Origin of the sequence: Hymenobacter cellulosivorans, assembly GCF_022919135.1 — a bacterium.
Classification (GTDB): Bacteria; Bacteroidota; Bacteroidia; order Cytophagales; family Hymenobacteraceae; genus Hymenobacter; species Hymenobacter cellulosivorans.
Genome location: NZ_CP095049.1, coordinates 2,334,732 through 2,353,720 on the forward strand (window position 1 = coordinate 2,334,732; position 18,989 = coordinate 2,353,720).

An 18,989-nucleotide genomic window follows, 5' to 3' on the forward strand; every position below is an offset into this window, starting at 1 on the left:
AATGCTCGGCATGACAGCCCGTTACCAGAAGTGGCGGACCGCCCGGTGCTACTACCGTGCGGCCAGCAGGGAATCCAGCACCACGGGGCGGGGGCTGATGCGCTGCCCGTTGCGCAGGCTCTGCACGCCTTCGTATACTACCTGCTCACCGGGTTTGAGGCCTTCTTTGACCACGTAGAAGTCGCCGGTGCGGGTCTGGGGAGTGAAGTTGCGCATGTGCACCGCGCCGGCCTTGTCCACCACGTACACGTAGTTTTTGTCCTGGATTTCGAACACCGACTTCTGCGGCAAGAGCAGGGCCGCGGGCAGGTTGGTGGTCAGGCGGATGCGGCCCGAAGCGCCGTGCTTGAGTAGGCGTTTGGGGTTGGGGAAGCGCGCCCGGAACGCCAGGGAGCCGGTGTTAGGGTTGAATTCACTCTCGGTGGTTTCGATGCGGCCGGCCAGCGGATACGCCGAGCCGTCGGCCAGGGTGAGGCGTACCGAGTCGGAGTGGCGGTCGGGGTGCAGTTGGCGGGCCTTGGTGTAGCGCAGGTACTCGCCCTCGCCCACGTTGAAGTAGGCGTACACCTCCCGCAAATCGGACACGGTGGTGAGTAGGGTGCCTTCTTCCACTACGCTGCCCATCTTAAGCGGAATCCGGTCGATGATGCCGTTGAAGGGCGCGCGGATAAGGGTGTAGCTCAGGTGCAGGCGGGCGGCGGCTTCCCCGGCCCGGGCCTCAGCCACACGGGCTTCAGCGTCTTTCACCTTGCTTGAAGCCAGAGCCAGCTCGGTTTTGGCAATGATGTTCTTCTCGACCAGCAACTGCACCCGGGTTAGCTCCACGCGGGCCGCCTGAGCCTGAGCCTGGGCACTGGCCAGCGCGGCCTGGGCCTGGCTGAGTTTGCTCTGGTAGGCACTGGCATTAAGCCGGAACAGGGGCTGGCCTTTCGTTACCGACCGGCCTTCGTCCACGTAAATCTGCTCCAGGAAGCCCGCCACCTGGGCCCGCACTTCCACGTTACGCACGGCCTGCACGTCGGCCACGTAGTCGTGAAACAGTTCCTGCTCCGTGGTTTTCAGCGTCACGACGGGCAGCACTTCCGGCGCATCAGCCTTTTCCGGGTTCTTGCCATCCGCCGAGCAGCCGCTCAGGCCGGCGGCCAGCACCACGGCCAGGATACTGGTCCACGGCCCCCGGGGGCGCGGCTTCGCCGGATTGTTCAGTCCTGAATACATGCGCGGTAGCAAACGGGTTGAGCTCATTATAGAGAAAGGAAAAGCAGGTTAGTGTTCGGCCAGGGCCGGACCAGCCGGCCCGGTTTGCAGCTGCACCAGCAGGCTGTCCTGCCGCTGTTGCTGCTGCTGGCACTGGGCCAGCAGGCGCTGGGTCAGGTGCAAGTCGGCGGTGGTGGCAGTCAGCTCGTCGTCTTCGGCGGGCCAGGGTTCGGGCCGGGCCGTCAGCAGCAACCCGTTCAGGCCCAACGACAGCACCAGCGCCCCGCCCAGCAGCAGGGCCAGCAGGTTAGTAGGCCGGGGAGAAGGAAGAGTCATCGGAGTCGGGCAGGAGGCCAGGTGAAACGTGGCACAAAGGAGCCGCCCCGACATTAGAACGAGATGAGAACGGTATTAGAAAACATGAAAACGGGCTTCCTGCACCCTGTGAAGAGTGGTGGAAGCCCGTTTTACCGGCATTGCTAAGTAGGTTTGGCTTAAAGCGGAGCTGCCGGCAGCAGCACTGTGGCCGTGGTGCCCTGGCCGGGGGCCGAGGTAATTTCCAAGCGTCCCCCGTGACGCTGCACCACGCGCTGGGTCAGGGGCAGGCCCAGGCCGTAGCCGGGGCGGCCCAGGGCCGCCGAGGCCCGGTACAGGGGCTCGTAGATCTGGCGCAGCTCATCGGCCGACAAGCCGGGCCCGGCATCGGTGACGCGCACGCGCAAAGTGGCCACATCGGCGTAGGCCAGCTCGGTGCGTACGGGGCCGCTGGAGTACTTGCCGGCGTTGTCGAGCAGGTTGAGCAGGGCCGTAACCAGCAGCTCGGCGTTGCCAGGCAGCATAAACAAGTCGGCGTCGGTTTCGGTCGGGAAGTCGCCGAAGGTGAGGCGCCACTCCCGGCCGGGGTACTTGGCGCGGGCAAACTCCAGGGCTTGGTTCAGGCACTCATCCAGGCGCACGGGGGCAAAGGCAGGCAGCGCGCCATCGGCTTTGGCCAGGTTCAGCAGGCCGGTAGTCAGGGCACTCAGGTGGCGGGCTGCCTCCAGGCCCTGGGCCAGGCTCTGGCGGGCCTCGGGCAGGGTGGTGTCGTATTCGAGGGCCGTTTCGAGGGTGCCGGTAAGGGTGGTGAGCGGAGTGCGGAGCTCGTGGGAGGCGTGGGCCAGAAAGCTCTTCTGGCCCTCAAACGCCTTTTCCAGGCCGGCCAGCATCGTATTAAAGGCGTGGGCCAGTTGGGCCAGCTCGTCGCGCCCATTGCCTTCCGCGAGGCGGCGGCCCAGGTTGGTGGCCGAGATGCGCCCGGCCTGCCGCGTGATGCGGGCCACGGGTTGCAGGGCCGAGCCGGCAAAAAACCAGCCGGCCAGAATGGTGAGCACCAGCGCGCCCACGTTGCCCAGCAGCAGCAGCAGCCCCAGCTGCCGCAACTGCGCCCAGCCCACCCGGTCTTCAGCCGACACAAAGATGCGGTAGGGCCCCGTCCCAGGTTCCTGCGAGAAAACCAGCCCAACGGACTCGCGGTGCCCGACGGCCGGATACACCACCACTTTGCCGGGCTGCAGGCCCGCCAGCCGGGCCCGGTTCACGTGCTGGCTAATGTGGTCGGCGCTGCTGTAGCGTAAGGAGTTGTCGGGGCCGTAGATGCTGATTTCTTCCTGGGGCAGGGTCAGCAGGTCGCCGCGGCGTAGGCTGCCCAGGATGCCGGTTTCGAGCTTGTGGGTGCGCACCAGCAGGCGGCCGGCCAGCAGACCGCTGTTGGTCAGGCGCTGCTCGAAGCGCTGGGCCCGCATAGTGGCGTTGAAATAGTAGATAAACGCCGAAAAGCTGACCTGGATGCCCAGCACCAGCAGCGTAAAGCGCAGCATCAGCTTGTTGCGAATCAGCATATAGGCAACGGAAAGGTTACTGCTCGCGCATGACGTAGCCCATGCCCACAACGGTGTGAATCAGCTTGGGCGAGAAGTCGCGGTCAATCTTTTTGCGCAGGTAGCTCACGTACACGTCGATGACGTTGGTGGTAGTATCGAAGTCCAGCTCCCAGACCCGCTCGGCAATATCTACCCGCGACACGATGTGGCCCTGGTGGCGCAGCAGGTGCTCCAGCAAGGAGTACTCGCGGGTGGTCAGGTCGATGCGCTGCCCGGCCCGGGTCACGGTCTTCGACTCCAGGTTGAGTTCCAGGTCGGCCATGCGCAGCAGCTGGGGCACCCCGGTTTCGGCGTAGCGTTTGGTCAGGGCCCGGGCCCGCAGCAGCAGCTCCCGAAACGCGAAGGGTTTGGCCAGGTAGTCGTCGGCCCCGGCCTCGAAACCCGCTTCCTTGTCGGCCAGGCTGTCGAGGGCCGTCAGCATCAGCACCGGTATCCGGTGCCGGCCCGCCCGGATAAAGCGGCACAGCTCTACCCCGTTGAGGTAGGGCAGGTTGATGTCGAGAATAACCAAATCGTAGGGTTGCTGCTGATACATCGACCAGCCCGTGCGCCCGTCGTAGGCCACGGTCAGCTCGTAGCCTTCGTGCTCAAACCCTTTTTTGATAAAGGAAGCCAATTGCGGCTCATCTTCAACCAGTAGTACTTTCATAAGCAGCGTGACTATGCGGGGGCTCGGGCAAAAGTACGCAACCAGCCGACCCAACTGTTGCCGAACTAGCCAGAGAAGCCACCGAGTCCCCGCTACGCCACCGGCCTAGGATCTGTGGACTAGAATCATAGATGTTGTCTTGATGCTTTCCAGGCCGTCATGCTGAGCGCAGCAGAGTCGAAGCATCTCTACCGCTTCGTTCTGGCATTGCGCCTCCCGGCTCCTTTTCGAAAAAGGAATGTGCATCAAGCATTCTTTGAGGAGCCAAACAAAGCAGGAGAGGTGCTTAGCCAAGCATGGCATTCATGTAGCTTGCTTTTCACGGGGTTGAAGCCACGAAGCCAGTTCTACATCTTTTCACAGCTAAAAGATAAGCGACGGATGAGCGTTGTCTCCTAAAAATCGTAATGAGCAAATAAGGAGACAAGCTGCTTGTCTCCAAAAAACCAAAACGGCTAACTAAGGAGACAACTGCATCCATGCCCCGTTATTCGACCCCCGCACCTGCCCCGCATTATCTGGCACTCATTCGTAGTGGGCTGGGCCTGACCCAGGAGCAGCTGGCCGGCGCGTTAGGCGTGTCGCGCCACTTGGTCACGAAGATAGAAGCCGGGCAGCGGGTATTGCCGCCTGCGGCCGGAATAATTTTGGCGTGGCTTACGCAAGCCTTGCCGCCGCCCGGTCCGCCCGCACCATTGCCACCCCTAAGCGCGGAGCAAGCCACGCCGCTGCACACCCGCGCCTCGGCCGTGGCCTACGAAACCCAGCAGCTGCTGCGGCGTCTGGAGCGGGGGCAGGCCCGGGCCCGCCGCGCCCTCGACTGGCTGCGTGCCGCCCCCCAGTTGCTAGCCACCTTGCCCGCCGAAAACAAAGAGCGACATCAACTCTGGATAGCCGCCACCACAGCCGAGGCCGAGCAAGCCCTGGAAGGGGAAGGGAGCCCGGCGCTGCACCGGCTGCTGGAAGCACGCCTGGCCGGGCTACGGGCCGAGGCGGCCGTGCTGGCCGGGTATCTGAAGGAGCCGGTGGGATAGGGCGCGGTGAAGTAGTGGCTAAGACATCCTATGCGGGGCTCCTGGTGGTAGCATCACTCACCACAACCGCGTAATCAGATAAAATAGCGCGCACAGCCCCAGCCACACCAACCAGGTATACCGTTGCCAGAAGGTTTTGGCCGCAGCCGCTGGGCGTTGCGTAGCCGGCGGAAGCAGTTGCTCCTGCGTTCGGTACTGGGCCCGAATAGCTTCCAGCCGCGGGCGCAGGTGGGCGGTGTCATAACCGTATTGCCTACGGTATTCCCGCACTTCTTCCAAGGTAACCGATTCTAGCTCGTCGGACTCATCCCAGAAAAAGCGGTGCCACTCGGGCACGTAATAAAAGTCGTCTTCCTGACCATGTAGGCAGGCTCCGAGGCAGTGGGCAAGTTGCATGGCCACGCTGTAACGAGTACCTATTCCCGCCTCCTGCCCGAAAAATGATCTGGCGTGGGTGTAGGCCGAGCCGTCGGCATTCAGCCAAAACAGCAGTTCCCATTGTTGGCTGTCTTCATCGTATACCTGCACCTGCCCGGGCGTTTCTGCGCCTCCCAGCCGCACGTCCGGCACTGTCTCCGTGCACGTTTCCCAGTCGGCGCTGGGTATCGGTAGCTCGGCCTGTAGGTTCTCATCAAATCGGCTTAGGTACAGGAAGTCTGCCATGATACTTTAGTGTTGGAGTGGTGCGGAAGCGAAGAGTTGCACCGTGAGGCTTTGCACCCTGGTCCACTGGCTTTTTGTTACAAGTGCTGCCGGGGCCGAAACTTTACCGCGACTCCCGCGCATAGCGGCCCGACCAGCGCCGCGTATAATACTGCTGCTTCCCACCGAGGGCCGGTGGTAAGTACTATCACCGGCAGCACTACGCACAAGAATAGTTCGGCCCGTTTGGCAGGGGCTTCGCGGAGCGTGGCCTTATGCAAAGCGGCGTAATCCAATGCTGCAATTGCCAGTGCCATGCCGCCCCACAGCGGGAAATAGCGGAAAAGCAAAACTAGAGTCATCGTAACGGAAGCCGCCAGCTTCTGCGCCAGGTTGTCAAACAAGTAGTGCCGGTTGAGCAGGCACGTAACCAAGGCATATAGGTACAGGCTGCTTAGCGTAAGCCACAGGGTAGCCCGGTTCCAGCGGTAGATTTTTGCCAACGCGGACGACGTATCCTGTTTCATTGCGGAGCGGAATGGCACAGCACCGGGTAGCGGCTCGCAGTAGTGCTTGCTGGCCTGTGGTGAATGGTTTGTCGGTAGAGCTAGTCGACTAAGTAAAAGCATACGGCCGCGTAGGTACTTGTCTGGGCGCGCTTCGGCGGCTTATTGGCCTCAGCCGTAACCCACATGAGCACCTTGTTCTGCCGGTTGTCCCACGCATAGGCCAATGGCTGAGTGGCTGCGAGCCACGGGTTGCGGGGGCAGCTTGCGTTGGATGTGTAGCGTTTGAGCCAGTACGCGTCGTCTTGAGCTACTAGGTACTGGATGGTATCGCAGAGCACGGATTCTTCCGTCAAGGGGTCTATAATGCATATTTCATCTTCGTACTCAATCTGTAGTATGTAGTCATGCTGCAACGTCGTGGTGGTATAAAAGCGGCCCGAAGCAGGGTCGTACCGGCCAACGCTTAGCCGGTCACTGCGCTTTTGAACGAGGGAATGGGCACCTGTTTCCACGGCGTTGGACTGTGCGCCCGAAGCGCCCTGCCTGGTCAAGGGCGTTTCACACGCGCTGAGCAGCACTACTAGGCCCAGGGGAAAAGTATACTGCATAAGCGGAAGAAGGCCTGTCGGGAGCTGGCGTGCAGAAAAGAGCGGGTACTGTATCGGGAAAACGCTTGCCGGGGGCCTCAGTCCGCCCGCTGGCTGATGAACAAGGCTGCAACTTAAAAGTGGGGTAGGGCGTGTAGGAGCCGTCCTGCTTTGTCGTATTCCGAAAGCGTCGTTCCGTGTGGGCTCACAGTTAGATAACGTCGTAAATGGCCGTTGGGCCGGTAATATACAACCCGTACTACTTGGCCCTGGCGGTACCAGATAGCTTTTCGCAGGCTGCCCCAAGGGTAGCGCTCAAACCAGATACCGATCCGCCCCTGGGAGCTCCGTTGATTGAAAGGATTCAGGCCCGCAGCGGGTCGGGCCGCTCGCAGCACGGGAAAGTGGGCGGAGCCCCGCCGGCCCAACCGCAGAGTGTACGTGCTATCGGTACACTCGACGCGGCAGGGCACGAAGGTGTGGCCCACCTTGATACCTTCTTCCATTGCTCCCGGCCCGCGGGACTTCTGGTGAAGCGTCAGGAAAGCGGGACAAGCCCCGGAAGACAGCGGGGCCGTCCCGCCCGTAGGGTTTCCGTAGCTGGAAGCGTGCTGGGACAGGGTAGGAGTACTTAGCAAGCCAAGAAGGAGGACCATTGCGCATCGCTGAAGCCAGGCCATGGAAGAGAACAGGGTGCAATACATGGGTTGTGGTGGCAAATGAACCACGATTAGAGCGAAGTCTTATCAACCACCTTGCTACGCCGTACCATTCGATACTTTTTCGTTTTCAGAAGGACCCTGAATGACTTGGGAAAAACTGAGAAGTACTTGCCGATAAGGATATAATTCGCCCTGGTATGCAGTGTTTTATAGCTACTGCTGGAGCCCCACAGTGCAGCGTCTCTATCCACTTATTTACCTATTGTTATCATGGCTTACCCCACTGAATTATTGACCACCGTGGCCGACGGCGACCTGGTGCTGGCCGAGGCCGCCGAAGAGCGTGCCGAGCTGTAAACCATAGATAGAGATAAGCTATAAAGGCAAAGCCCTTCGGGAACTCGTCGTGGAGGACGAGGCCCGAGGGGCTTTGGGGTTAATAAGCATTGGTGCAGGCCTATCGAATGATAGACGGAAGAGAGCAAGAACAGAGGCAACGGGTTATCTGACTACCGTAGCCTCCAGCTCCACTTTTAGGGTTTCGAACAGGCTCGGGACTTCAAACAGAGTGCTGGCCTGCTGAATGCCGTGCTTGGCTATCCAATCCTGAAAAACGTCGAAGCAAGTAAAAAGCTCGGTGGAGGAAGTCGTGTAGACATTGAGCCGCACGATGCCCTGGCAGTCGTAGCCGGCCGCGCTAATCACCTGCTCCAGGTTCTCGATGGCCAGCAGTAGCTGGGTTCTCATATCGGCGGTACTGGATTGGCCATCGGCATGCACTGCGGCCTGGCCGGCACAGTAGAGCGTGCCGGCTACCTGGGTTACTTCCACGGCCTGCGCGTAGCCGCGGGCGTTCTGCCACTGCCAGGGGTTGATGATGCGTTTTTCCATGTTGCTTTGCTTGTTATGAGGGGTGAATTGCACGTTGCAAAGCTCCCCAGCAGCCATAGCAAATGCGCGTGACCTACCGCACGAATACCGTGTGCGGTAAGTCACATAAGCAGGCCGACTTCGGAGTCGGTTACTGCCCGCGCAGCTTAAGAAGTGAAGCGGCTGAGGGTTTCGCGCGACACGCCCAGATAGGCCGCCAGCAAGGTTTTCGGAACTCGCTGCATAAGCGTGGGGAATTGCTGTACTACCTGCTCGTACCGCTCCTTGGCATTCGTGGTGAGCAGGGACAGGATGCGCCGCTGGGCGGCAATGTGGCCCCCGTTTGATTTCTCCAGAAAGAAGTGCTCCATCTTGCGCAGGTCGGTGCGCAGCTGCTGGTAGTTAGCAAACGGAAGGCAGAGCACTTCGGTGTCTTCCAGGCAATCCAGCGTCAGCGTTGCGCGGGTCTGGGTATAGAAGGCCTGAAAGTCGCTTTCCCACCAGTCTTCCATGGCAAAGGAAATAATGTGCTGCTTCCCCGCCGCATCGGCATACCCCAGCTTTACCAGCCCCGAAACGATGAAGAAGGCATACGGCACCGGCTCCCCGTCCTGAATCAGAAACTGGTGCTTCTTGTACCGCTTGGAGATAAAATGAGAGCGGACAAACTCAAATTCCGCGTCTGTAAGCGGAACTATCTTCTCGATGTGGGTTCTTAGCGGGTCGGTCATAGTCGCTATAAAGGATACAAGGGCAGCGCCCCAAGCGGAAGACCTGCCTCGGAGCTGCCGGCAAATAAAAAGCCTGGATGTAGCAAGCCCGCAATGCTGCGCTGTTCGGCGCCCGGCCCAAAGGTAAAACTGCTGCCGGCACCGTTCCGGTAATGGGCATTCCCCCGGGCGCTAGGCTTGTTCCCAAGAGGGTGGGCGTAACTAAACAATGCCCCGGGGTAGTACAGCTCTGGAGCCATAGTACCCGAGGGCATTGTCTAAGAATGCTTGGTCCAACCGCTACTCCTGCACGACCAGACGCTGGGCCACGCCGCCGGGTAAGGTGAGGAAGTAAACCCCGGCCGCCACGCTTTGGGTGTTGATGTCCAGGGTGCCATCGGGAGCTACGCCCGTAACCAGCGGCACCGAGCGGCCCAGCAAGTCGAGGAGCAGGGGAGTGGCGCCGGTGGGTAAGCCTGTGCGCAGACGCTGGCCGCGGCGCACGGGGTTCGGGTAAGCCCCTAGGGTGCTCATAAGCTGGGTTTGCACCACTACCACGGGCGTGTAGCTGGTCGCCCCGTCGGTATCTACCTGGCGGATGCGGTAGTATACCTGCCGGGCCGGGGGCGCGGGGTCGAAGGCGGTGTAGCGGCGCTCGGTGAAGCTGCTGCCGGCCGCGGCAATGGGCTGCCCAAACGCGGTGAAGGTGCGGCCATCGGTGCTGCGCTCCGTAACGAAGCTTTGGGTGCTCAACTCGGAGGCTGTGGCCCAGACCAGACGGGTGCGGCTGCCGTCCCAGGTAGCGGTGAAGCCTTTCCACGTCACGGGTAGGGGAGTGGCCCCAAAGGTGCGGAAGGCAAAGCTGGCGCTGCCGCCCAGCGTGGCGCCATTGGGCGGAAACTCGGTGAGGCCCGGGGAAGTAGAAACCCCATTGGCCCCGCCAAGTTGGCTAATGGATAACCCATTAAACGTGGCGGACGAAAAGCCCACGTAGCCCGCCCCGCCGCCCCCGCCGGGCCCGTAGGCTTTGGTCACGGTATTCTCGGTGTTGCCGCCCGCGCCGCCATTGGCTTGCAGTCTCAGGGGCCCAATGGCAGTGCGGACATCAAGAATGATCGTACCGCCACCCCCGCCGCCCCCGGCCCCGTCGGCGAAGGGATTATTGGCCTGAGAAATGCCCCCGGCTGTGCCATCAGCCACCACAGTACCACCTCCATTGAAGGTAGAGCCGATGAGGTAGATGAGCCCGCCGCCCCGGCCTCCCACGCCGGCCACGCCGGTATTGCCGTCGCCGGTTCCGCCGCCGCCGCCCAGGTAGAGCCGGTTGGTGCTGTAGTCGAGGGGCCGGCCGCCGAGGCCCCCGGTGTTGGGCCGGCTGTATTCGCCCCAGCTGGCTTGGTCAGGGCCCACGGTTAGGGCATCCAGGTCTACGTCGGATACGCCGTAGCCACCCCGGCCGCCGCCCGAAGAAGCGGCCGTAGCGAAGCCAGCGCCCTCCAGGTTCCAGGCCGCGCTCCAGGCCGCATTTCGGTTGGGGTTGCCCTTGCCAGTCCAGTTGGCTACGGTGCCAGCGTTGGCCCCGCCGCCCCCGCCGGCATTCACGGAGTTGCCGCCTCCGCCGCCGTTGGCCACGGCACCCCGGCCGCGGCTGCCAGTGGGGTAAGTCGTGCCATAGCCGGCAATGCTTTCCCCCTTCTCGCCTCCGGTGTTGCCGTTGCCGGCATAGTTGCCGTTGTTCGTGGCCGTAGTGTTGGCAAAGGCTCCCCCGCGGAAGCCCAGGCCCGTAGCCACGATGCTGCCGCTGATGGTGGTAGTGCCCGTAGCCTCCAGGGCTACCACGCCGCCCGTCGCCCCATCCCAGGCTGCGCCCGTGATGGAGGCCCCGGCGTTGACGGTGAGAGCGGTGTAGCGCGGAATCCGGACAATCTGGGCCTTGCCGGCAGCGGTGTAGCTACGGCTCAGGGCGTTGCCCAAGGCAAACGAGGTAGCACTGATAACGCCCTGCACCACGGCCAGCTCGTAGTTGCCGGCGTTGTTGTAGGCCGTTATGGCCCCGTAGCTGCTGGTATTGGCCGGATTGACGCTGGCGCCCTGCATCTGGATAAGTAATACCAAGTCGCCGGTACTCAGGCCGCTGGTGCTGGCTACAGTTAGGGTGGTGGCTCCAGCCGGGGCATCAGCCGTCAGCGCTGAGTAGCGGTTCAGCACTACGTTGGCAGTGCCTACGGTCAGGGCCCCGTCTTTGCCAGCCTGAGCCCAGGCTCGTGGGCTAAGGGCTAGGCTGAGCGCCCCGGCCAGAGCCAGGGAGAATAGGTGTCGTTGTAATTGCATAAAGGTGTGATAAGAGGTCGGATTGGTTGAACGCACTAGGCCGCGCCGGTAAATATAAAGATCATATATATAGGTAAAGTATAATTTATTGAGGTTTTGTTGTTACACCTTGCCTGCCTGGTTACCGGCGCGCGACCGGATCCGGGCTGTTCTGCCCGCTGCTGTACCAACCACGTACTGCGCGAGTGGGTGTTGGACAACGGGAAAAGACTCGTAGCTGGGCGTAAGAGCCAATATTTGTATATGTAAAATATTAATAATGTATAAGTATTCTTTACTATTGCGCAGGCCGATAGATTCATCCAACAGTACCCGCTTTCTAACCCAATATCCATTCAACTCTAGTTGTCTTATGGGTACCTGTTTCTCCTCATCCTTGAAAACAGAGTGGTGAAGCAATAAACGGTTGCTAGCCACAAAAAAGCCCCGACCAACGTTGGTCGGGGCTTTTTTTGTGCGCACTGCACGCCGGGTCTAGCTCTGGTGCTCGGTGGGTGGGGTGCCACGGAAGGCGTCAAGCTTGGCTGTGTCCTGCTTGAGCTTGACGGGCTTGCCGCCGTTGCGGGCCGACTGGTAGAGGGCCTCCATAATGCGCTGGTCCTGCAAGCCTTCCTCGCCGGGCGTGTAGGGCGGCTTGTTGTTGCGCACGCAGTCGGAGAAGTGGTCCATTTCCAGGGCAAACTGGTTTTTCTCACCTAGGTTGATCTGCGCTTTCTGCTCGTTGCCGTCGGGGGCGTGGGCCTGCTCCAGCTTGAGGCCGTGGTAGCTGAAGGCCGGGTCCATCTGAATCCAGCCGGTTTCGGCCTGTACCCGGTAGCGCTTGGAGGTGTAGCTTCCGTAGCCCGTGACGCAGTTGGCCAGCACGCCACTGGGGAAGCGCAGGGTAAAGAGCATGTTTTCCTCGATTTCCTTGAAGCGTGGGTCATTGGGGGTGCTGTACATGTGAGCCGCCACCTCGGTAGGCTCCTCGCCGAGCAGGAAGCGCACCGTGTTCAGGCAGTACAGGCCGATATCGGGCAGGGAGCCGCCGCCGGCCAGGGCTTTCTTGTGCCGCCACTGGTCCGGAGGGCCTTGGTTCTGGGTGTTGGTGGCCTCAATGATTTTGGTTTTGCCGAAGGTGTTGCTGCGCACCATCTCCTGCACCTTGCGGTTCATGGGCTCGTACTGAATGCGGTAGGCAATCATGAGCTTTTTGCCGGCTTTCTGACAGGCCTCAATCATCTGCTCACACTCTTTGGCCGAGTTGGCCATGGGCTTTTCGCAGAGAATGTGCTTGCCGGCCCGGGCCCCACGAATGGTGTACTCGGCGTGCATGGAGTTGGGCAGCACGATGTAGATGACGTCGACGGCGGGATTGTCCTTGAGGTTGTCGTAGGTCTGGTAGCTGTAGCAGTTCTGGGGTGAAATGCCGTACTGCCGGGCCACTTTGCTCATCTTGTCGGCGTCGCCGCTGACCAGGGCCACCAGCTTCGACTTCTTGCACTGCGACAAGGCGGGCAGCAGCTCTTCCAGCGTGAGGTGGCCCAGACCCACCACGGCGTAGCCCACACGCTGATCCACGGGCTGGGGATTGGGAATGCTGGTGCCCTTGGGTTCGGTCTTGGCGTTGATTTCGGGCAGCTTCACGTCGGTCGGGCCCGATTGGAGCACTTGCTGGGCGGCCTGGTCGGAGGCAGCTGCGGCGGCCTCAGGCAGAGCGCCCAGGGTGCCGGCTACGCCCACGGCCAGCAGGCCCCGGCCGGTTTGGGTCAGGAAGTGGCGGCGCGACGGGTCACAGGCCGGGGTTGCCGCGGGTTGCGGTTCGAGGTTGTTCATAAAGAATAGCGAGATGTAGGCTGGTCGGATGGAGCGTTTGTTCCTCTAGCCTACGCCCCCGGAACTACCGGGTTGTAAACTACCTGCCGAAAGCCGCCGGGCCATCCGGGCATACGCAGCTCAGCCGCCGACCAAAAACCGTGGCTACGTCCGCGCGTATAGACAAGGCCAGCTTCGGCTGATCTTTCCCAGTTCCGAACCGCTGCCCCCGGGCAGCTTACCACTAGAAATCATGGCTGATACCTCCAAGAAAACCGATAAGAAACAGCAAGACAACACCCCCGGCGCTATCGGCGCTACGGCCGCCAACCCGATTGACCCGGCCACCACGTCGCCCACCATCGACACGGAAGCCGGCGTTACGATGGGCGACGGAATCCGCCACCTGCACAGCCTGGCCAAGGGCGACGAGGACTTCATCAACGGCACCGACGACCACGCCGACCGCCGCAACCAGCCCGACACCGAGCAGGAGCACCGCGACCAGCTCAACAAGCAGTAGCCGGCATCTGACCGGAATAAAAAAGCCCGAACCATAATGTCTCGGGCTTTTTTGTGCGACTAAGTCGCGGGTTTACTTGACCATCAGAGTCTTCACCGCGCCCGTCGATTTGTTTACCTCGAAGGCGGCCTTGTTGGGCATACGCCCGGCCCAGTCGGTGCGGGGCACCAGCACCTGCCAGTGGTCATCTACCTCAATAGCCGTGGCCGAGTCGACCACGAAAAGCTTGGCGTTGGGCAGGCTCTGCACGTAGCGGCCAATAGCGGTGCGGGCTTCGGCCTCCGTCGATACGGCCGTGCCGGTGGCGGGAGCCGGTGGCGCAATCGTATCGGCAGTAGGCGGCGTGGCCGAATCGGCGGCGGGCTTCTGTTGGCAGCTGCCGAGCAGCAGGCCAGCCACCCCGAGCAACAGGAAAGGAAGGACGTGTTTCATGGGCGTAAAGTACGGCAGCAATTTCTATTGGGCCGGTAGTCGCCGCGGCCCGAGGTCGTTTAACAATACCGTAATCGGGCCGCCCCAGGCACCGGAAACGGGTAGATAGCTCCGGTTCAGAGCTGCTTGAATTCCTGTGAATGCGCCCATTAAGCCGCTATTCCCCAGTCCTGGGTACAAACCGAACCCGAATGTCGTCGCTCTGCTTACCGACATCAAAGACCGCTGTGTTGGGCTTGCGGCCCTCGCCAGGAATGCTGGGCACCAGTACCAACCAATGCCCCTCGACCTGTTGGGCCTTGGCTGAGTCAAAGTTGTACTGTCCGCCTTCGGGCATCTCGTGCAGGTAGAAATCCACGGCCTCAAGAGCCTGGGCTTGCGTGGTTATGGTAGCGGTTGTATCCGGGGACGCTGCGGCGGTCGGAGCCGAGGTTGTCGTTGCGGCGGCGGCCGGCGGGGTGGCCGGTTCAGACGTCGGTTGGCAGCCTGCAGCACTCAGGGCGCCCAGCAGCAGCAAGTAAAGGGCTTTTCTCATGCGGTAAAGTAACACTGCAAATTGCTGCTGACCGCATCAGGGGCGCAGCGGCTCGGCCGCCTGGAACTGGTAGAGCCGGAAGGAGCGGGGCTGGTAAAAGGCGGGAAAGGTGATTTCGCCCTCGGCTCCGTCGGCGAAGTAGGTTTTGCGCGACCGGGGCGCCAGCGAATCAAAGCGGAAGGTGAGGCCCAGCACGTTGGTTTCGGCTGTGCTGATGAGCGTGTCGAGGCGGGTACGCTGCCCACGGGCCTCGGCCACCACGCGGTGCGGCCCCGGGCGCAGGCGCAGTTCACGCCGCAGCTGGTCGGCGCGGCTGCGGTACTTGCTCACCACCGTATCGAGCACCAGCTGCCCGTCGCACTCCACCCGAATGCCCACCTGCGGAACCTGACTGTCGTTGGTAACTAGCAGCTGCACCGGCGGGGCCGGGTCGCAGCTGGCCAAGAGCAGCAGCAGGATTGATGATAGAGGCCGTTGAGGCATGGAAAGATGACCGGGTAAAGCAGGCTCGATGTACGTTGTACAACGTAAAACAGCCCGGCTCCAACGGAAACGGGCTGTTTGGATACTGAAAAACTACGACTATGGGTGAGAGGTTTAGTGCACAACCAGGCGCTGGGACGAAGTCTGGCCGCCGGCTTTCACCGTGAACAGGTAGGTGCCGCGCGACAGGCTGCTGCCATCCACTTTCACCTCGTGGTAGCCGGCGCCCATCTGCTCAGCCACCACCGACTTCACTTTCTTGCCCATCAGGTTGTAGATGTCGACCGACACGAAGCCGGCCTGGGGCAGGCTATAGCTGAGCGTGGTGCTGCCCGAGAAAGGGTTGGGGTAAGCGCTAAGGGCTTCCTGGGTTGCCCGCGTAGCTACTGCGTCGCTCGTCGTGCTGGTTTGCGAAGCGCCGGCCACGGGCTGGGTCAGGGCCTCCCACTGCGGGAACGTTCGGGTCACAATCACGGCAAAATCGGCGCGGGTCACATTCTGGGTGGGCTTGAAGGTGGCGTGCAGCTTGGGCTGCAAGTCAAACGGGCCCTGACTCAGGGAGTAGTAAGCGTTAATCAGGTTCAGCTCCAGGGCCACGCTCACGTAGCCTTCCATTCCGGCCGGAATCTTAGCGGCGTCATCTACGGCAATGTCTTTGCCATCCGCTTTTACCGTCACGGGTTTGCCCGTGCGGGCCAGAGCGGCTTCCTGCAAGCCCAGGGCCTGCACCAGAGCGTACGCCAGCGTGGTGCGGTCCACGGTGCCATTGGCCGAGAATTGACCCGGCGCGGTGGGGCGCATCATGCCGTTGTACTGCTGAAACCGGTCGCGCAGGGCGGCGCCCTTGGCCGTCACAGCTTCGGCCAGCAGCACTTGGCTGCCCGTCACGTCGGTGAAGTTCGGGGTGCCGGTAGTCGGCAAGTACTGGCGGCCCGCCTGACCCATCATCAGGTAGTCGGCCAGCTGAATGCGGCGTAGCAAGTCGTTGGGGCGGTAGCCACCGCTCACGCCATCAGTGAGACGAGCCGCTACGGCCATCTTGATGGCAGCTTCGGCCGGGTGGCCCACGATGTCGCTCAGGCCGCTGGTACCGTTGGCTACCACCTGGGAAATCTTGCCGGTCAGGGTTTCGGGCAGGGCCAGGCCTTGCAGGCCCTCGGCTTTCAGCGTCCAGGTGCCGGGCGCGGGCGCGGCCACGGCCACGCTACGGTCGTAGGTTTGGGCAAACAGTGCCGGAATGCCCGAGCGGTATTCCACCCCATTGGGGTCGAGCAGAATCAGGTTGACGGGGTTGCCGGTCTGGCCCAGCAGGCCTGCGGCGCTTACCTTGGCTTCCAGGCTGTTGGTGCCCGGCGCTACCGAGAACGTGAACTGATTGGCTGAAGTCGGCAGCGGGCTGTAGTCGAGGCTAAAGTCCTGAGTATTGGTCAGGAAATTAACGCTGCTGTTGAACGTGCGCTTCGCGTTGACGGTAGCCCCGAAGTTGGTGCCCCGAAAGGCTTTGTCTACGGCGGCGTAGGCGTTTACGTAGCCGGCACCCACTTCCCAGGTTTCGCGGCCGGGCATGTTGGTGGCGGTTTGCTCCAGCAGCTCCCGCACCTGGGCCGGCGACAACGAAGGCTTGGCTTCCAGCAGCAGGGCCACTACACCCGCCACATGGGGCGTGGCCATGGAGGTGCCGCTCATGTGGGTATAAAAGGGCACGTGGGCCGGGGCCAGCAGCTCGGCGTCCATCTGGGCGCCCAGCGTCGAAACCGGCGCTACGGCCCGGGTCGAAACCACGTCGACGCCGGGGGCCACGATGACCGGCTGATTGGCATAGGTCCAGGTTTCGCCGTCGGCCACGAACGTGCCGCCTTCGCCTTTCACACCGCGCGAGGAAAAGTCGGCCAGGCGGCCAAACCGGTCGCCGGCACCCACCGAAATAGTCCAGGGTGCAATGGCGTAGGGGTTGTGCGTGTCGGCACCGGGGCCGTCGTTGCCGGCGGCAAATACCACCACCATGCCCCGGTCATAGCACTTTTTGGTTACCAGGTTGATGGGCGCGGCCGGGTCGAAGTCGCCGCTGGTGCCGAACGAGTTGCTGATAACCCGGATGTTGTACTGGTACTGGTGGGTCAGGGCGTAGTCGAAGCCCCCGATGGCGTCGAGCACGAGCAGGGCCCCGCCCGAGCCGTAGCCCAGCAGCGAAGCGCCCGGAGCCACGCCTTCGTACTTGCCGCCCGAGCGGGTGCCGTTGCCGCCCACGGTGCCGGCGCAGTGGGTGCCGTGGCCCGAGTTGGTATCGGTGTTAGGCACGCCTTCCACGTAGGTCACGGGCAGCATGGCGTCGTAGGCGTTCAGGTTGGTGCTGCCCAGCGTGTTTTGCACCAAGTGAGTGCCCAGTTTGATGTCGTCGTGGGTGCCATCCACGCCGCTGTCGTTGATGAGTACCCCAATGCCCTTACCCGACACCGGCAAGCCATTGTTGCGGGCGGTCAGGTCCTTGTCGGCGCGCAGGCGCTTCACCCCGGTCAGGTTGGTGTCGTCGAAGTTGTAGTAAGTCAGGCGTTTGTTGTAGTAAATGGATTTGACCTGCGGGTTCTGGGCCAGGGCTTCTACCTGAGCCGCTGTAGCCAGCACGCCGGCAATGGGCAGGGCCTGAAAGGTGAGGCCCTTGCTGATACCCAGCTCGCGCAGCAGATTAAGCTGCAGAGGCTTTGGGGCACCGTCGCCCTGAAAGGTTACCACCACCTGGGCCAGGGGGAGGTGCGCAGTACGTTCCTGAGCTCGGGGTCGACGACAGCCTGGGCAAACAGGGCTCGGCTTGCCAGGCAGGCAAAGGCGAGGGTGAATAGCTGTTTTCTCATAAACGAAGAATGGTGGAAAGGAAAGAGTGGAAAAGAAGAAATGGGACTGTGCCAGTAATCCTACTTCTGTGATTTGACCGGATGAGTAGCGAAATCCAGGGTTCTGCTAAGTAGGACTATGGCAACAAAACACCCATACGACTGTGTTTTCCAATCGGTTTTACGTAGATAAATTAAATTTTTGGCAAAAAAATGGCCATAGAATTGCTGTCTATGGCTCTGTGGTGCTCTTCAAATGCTAAAGATTTATTTATCAGTATTTATACAATAATTGTAATATACTTGTTAAGTGAAGAAGGAATGATTTATGTAGCTACATGCTAAAAGTGCAAAATTGAAATAAAAAGAAAAGCCCCGACTGCCGCAAAGGCAATCAGGGCTTTTCAGCGGAGCAAGGAAGCTTAGTGAGCGTGGATGCGCTTGCGCTTCTGACGACGACGCTCCTGAGCCTGCTTTACGCGGCGGTAGAGGGCCTCCTGGGCGGTTTCGGTGCGGGCCTCGCCCGTCTGGTTGGTTGCAGCGGTCTGATTGGTAGTCGCCATGATGAGAAATGATTAAGCAGAAAATTGGGTGATAGAAGCCGTATACCCCCGACCGGCTCGCCGGGTTTAGCCCGGCCGTAGCTTTGCGGGAGCCGGGCCAAGGTACGCTTATTCTGCCAGTCCTTTGCGGCCAGCCGGCCGCAAAGGACTGGCCAAACGGGCCGCTGGGTCGTAGTGCTGGCAGTCGGGTCGGAGAATTTGACTGGGCCGAAACCAGCCGGCCAGCCTTTTTGTCTGGGAAAGAGCGGGCCGGGGCGCGTGCAACGTTGTAGCTTGCAGCCGGCTCTTCTACCGACATATTCAGTTCAAAAAGAAAGAACGATGAAAGCTATTCTACCGCTGCTGGCTCTGACGGCTCTGTTGACTACCTCCTGTTCCGAAGACAAAGCCGGGGTCATTGCGCCCGAGGGGTGCAGCTCCCTTATCGTCAAGGAAAATGTGGACGGCCGTGGCCTGGTTTTGTACGATGTCCGGGAGCGGGTGTATACCATTCAGACCAGCGTACCGGGCACCCCGGATGGGCAAATTGTGGGCTTTGTTTGCGGCGTATTGCCCGAGGCGTTTCGCCAAGACTCCTTGCTGGTCAGCTTCACGGGGACCTATACTCAGTTTAACAAGTACTCGCCGCCGGTGGCCAGCCAGGAATATTACTACCTGAGCTTGTCCCGCCTGGAAGCCATAAAGGGCGAATAAGGAACAAGGTCGTCCGTCAAAAAACGCT

The 18,989-nt window shown here is 61.3% G+C and carries 19 protein-coding genes; 3 read left to right on the forward strand and 16 right to left on the reverse strand.

Going from position 1 to position 18,989, the window contains the following annotated elements; genetic code table 11:
• Positions 1-51: 51 nt before the first annotated feature.
• From MUN80_RS09820 to MUN80_RS09835, 4 genes are all read right to left on the reverse strand, one after another.
• On the reverse strand, positions 52-1,218 hold the full coding sequence (locus MUN80_RS09820; RefSeq protein ID WP_244722948.1) for an efflux RND transporter periplasmic adaptor subunit: 1,167 nt from the start codon (positions 1,216-1,218) through the stop codon (positions 52-54).
• Positions 1,219-1,266: 48 nt separating this feature from the next.
• A complete protein-coding gene (locus tag MUN80_RS09825; protein WP_244722951.1) occupies positions 1,267-1,533 on the reverse strand; it encodes a hypothetical protein in 267 nt (88 codons plus the stop codon).
• A 158-nt stretch (positions 1,534-1,691) separates the two neighbouring features.
• Positions 1,692-3,074 carry an ATP-binding protein gene (locus MUN80_RS09830; protein WP_244722960.1) on the reverse strand — a complete coding sequence of 461 codons (1,383 nt, stop codon included), beginning with the start codon at positions 3,072-3,074 and terminating at the stop codon, positions 1,692-1,694.
• A gap of 16 nt (positions 3,075-3,090) precedes the next feature.
• The gene (locus tag MUN80_RS09835; protein WP_244722963.1) at positions 3,091-3,765 is read right to left on the reverse strand and encodes a response regulator transcription factor; all 675 of its coding nucleotides are present in this window, start codon (positions 3,763-3,765) and stop codon (positions 3,091-3,093) included.
• 479 nt (positions 3,766-4,244) lie between these two features.
• Between MUN80_RS09835 and MUN80_RS09840 the strand changes: the two genes are divergently transcribed.
• The gene (locus MUN80_RS09840) at positions 4,245-4,799 is read left to right on the forward strand and encodes a helix-turn-helix domain-containing protein (protein WP_244722966.1); all 555 of its coding nucleotides are present in this window, start codon (positions 4,245-4,247) and stop codon (positions 4,797-4,799) included.
• 57 nt (positions 4,800-4,856) lie between these two features.
• Here MUN80_RS09840 and MUN80_RS09845 read toward each other — a convergent pair whose 3' ends face one another.
• From MUN80_RS09845 to MUN80_RS09875, 7 genes are all read right to left on the reverse strand, one after another.
• Positions 4,857-5,462, reverse strand: a complete 606-nt coding sequence (locus tag MUN80_RS09845) for a hypothetical protein (protein WP_244722969.1) — start codon at positions 5,460-5,462, stop codon at positions 4,857-4,859.
• Positions 5,463-5,539: 77 nt separating this feature from the next.
• Positions 5,540-5,968 carry a hypothetical protein gene (locus MUN80_RS09850; RefSeq protein ID WP_244722972.1) on the reverse strand — a complete coding sequence of 143 codons (429 nt, stop codon included), beginning with the start codon at positions 5,966-5,968 and terminating at the stop codon, positions 5,540-5,542.
• An 80-nt stretch (positions 5,969-6,048) separates the two neighbouring features.
• A complete protein-coding gene (locus MUN80_RS09855) occupies positions 6,049-6,558 on the reverse strand; it encodes a hypothetical protein (RefSeq protein WP_244722975.1) in 510 nt (169 codons plus the stop codon).
• Between the two features lie 1,142 nt (positions 6,559-7,700).
• The gene (locus tag MUN80_RS09860) at positions 7,701-8,090 is read right to left on the reverse strand and encodes a RidA family protein (protein ID WP_244722978.1); all 390 of its coding nucleotides are present in this window, start codon (positions 8,088-8,090) and stop codon (positions 7,701-7,703) included.
• 146 nt (positions 8,091-8,236) lie between these two features.
• Positions 8,237-8,800: a Crp/Fnr family transcriptional regulator gene (locus tag MUN80_RS09865; RefSeq protein ID WP_244722982.1), complete on the reverse strand. Its 564-nt coding sequence runs from the start codon at positions 8,798-8,800 to the stop codon at positions 8,237-8,239.
• Between the two features lie 279 nt (positions 8,801-9,079).
• Positions 9,080-11,110, reverse strand: a complete 2,031-nt coding sequence (locus tag MUN80_RS09870) for a T9SS type A sorting domain-containing protein (RefSeq protein WP_244722985.1) — start codon at positions 11,108-11,110, stop codon at positions 9,080-9,082.
• Between the two features lie 474 nt (positions 11,111-11,584).
• On the reverse strand, positions 11,585-12,925 hold the full coding sequence (locus MUN80_RS09875) for a Gfo/Idh/MocA family protein (protein WP_244722987.1): 1,341 nt from the start codon (positions 12,923-12,925) through the stop codon (positions 11,585-11,587).
• A gap of 232 nt (positions 12,926-13,157) precedes the next feature.
• Here MUN80_RS09875 and MUN80_RS09880 point away from each other — a divergent pair, with 232 nt between their 5' ends.
• Positions 13,158-13,427 (forward strand): hypothetical protein, encoded by a 270-nt coding sequence (locus tag MUN80_RS09880; protein WP_244722990.1) that lies wholly within the window; start codon positions 13,158-13,160, stop codon positions 13,425-13,427.
• A 72-nt stretch (positions 13,428-13,499) separates the two neighbouring features.
• Here MUN80_RS09880 and MUN80_RS09885 read toward each other — a convergent pair whose 3' ends face one another.
• The 5 genes from MUN80_RS09885 to MUN80_RS09905 all read right to left on the reverse strand — a co-directional run bounded on the left by MUN80_RS09885 (position 13,500) and on the right by MUN80_RS09905 (position 18,268).
• Entirely contained in the window at positions 13,500-13,859 is a 360-nt protein-coding gene (locus MUN80_RS09885; protein ID WP_244722993.1) for a hypothetical protein, read from the reverse strand.
• A gap of 157 nt (positions 13,860-14,016) precedes the next feature.
• Positions 14,017-14,394: a hypothetical protein gene (locus MUN80_RS09890; protein ID WP_244722995.1), complete on the reverse strand. Its 378-nt coding sequence runs from the start codon at positions 14,392-14,394 to the stop codon at positions 14,017-14,019.
• Positions 14,395-14,430: 36 nt separating this feature from the next.
• Entirely contained in the window at positions 14,431-14,877 is a 447-nt protein-coding gene (locus MUN80_RS09895) for a hypothetical protein (RefSeq protein ID WP_244722998.1), read from the reverse strand.
• A 114-nt stretch (positions 14,878-14,991) separates the two neighbouring features.
• A complete protein-coding gene (locus MUN80_RS09900; protein ID WP_244723001.1) occupies positions 14,992-17,610 on the reverse strand; it encodes a S8/S53 family peptidase in 2,619 nt (872 codons plus the stop codon).
• 517 nt (positions 17,611-18,127) lie between these two features.
• Positions 18,128-18,268 (reverse strand): hypothetical protein, encoded by a 141-nt coding sequence (locus tag MUN80_RS09905; protein ID WP_244723004.1) that lies wholly within the window; start codon positions 18,266-18,268, stop codon positions 18,128-18,130.
• A gap of 321 nt (positions 18,269-18,589) precedes the next feature.
• Here MUN80_RS09905 and MUN80_RS09910 point away from each other — a divergent pair, with 321 nt between their 5' ends.
• Positions 18,590-18,961: a hypothetical protein gene (locus MUN80_RS09910; RefSeq protein ID WP_244723006.1), complete on the forward strand. Its 372-nt coding sequence runs from the start codon at positions 18,590-18,592 to the stop codon at positions 18,959-18,961.
• Positions 18,962-18,989: the final 28 nt, after the last annotated feature.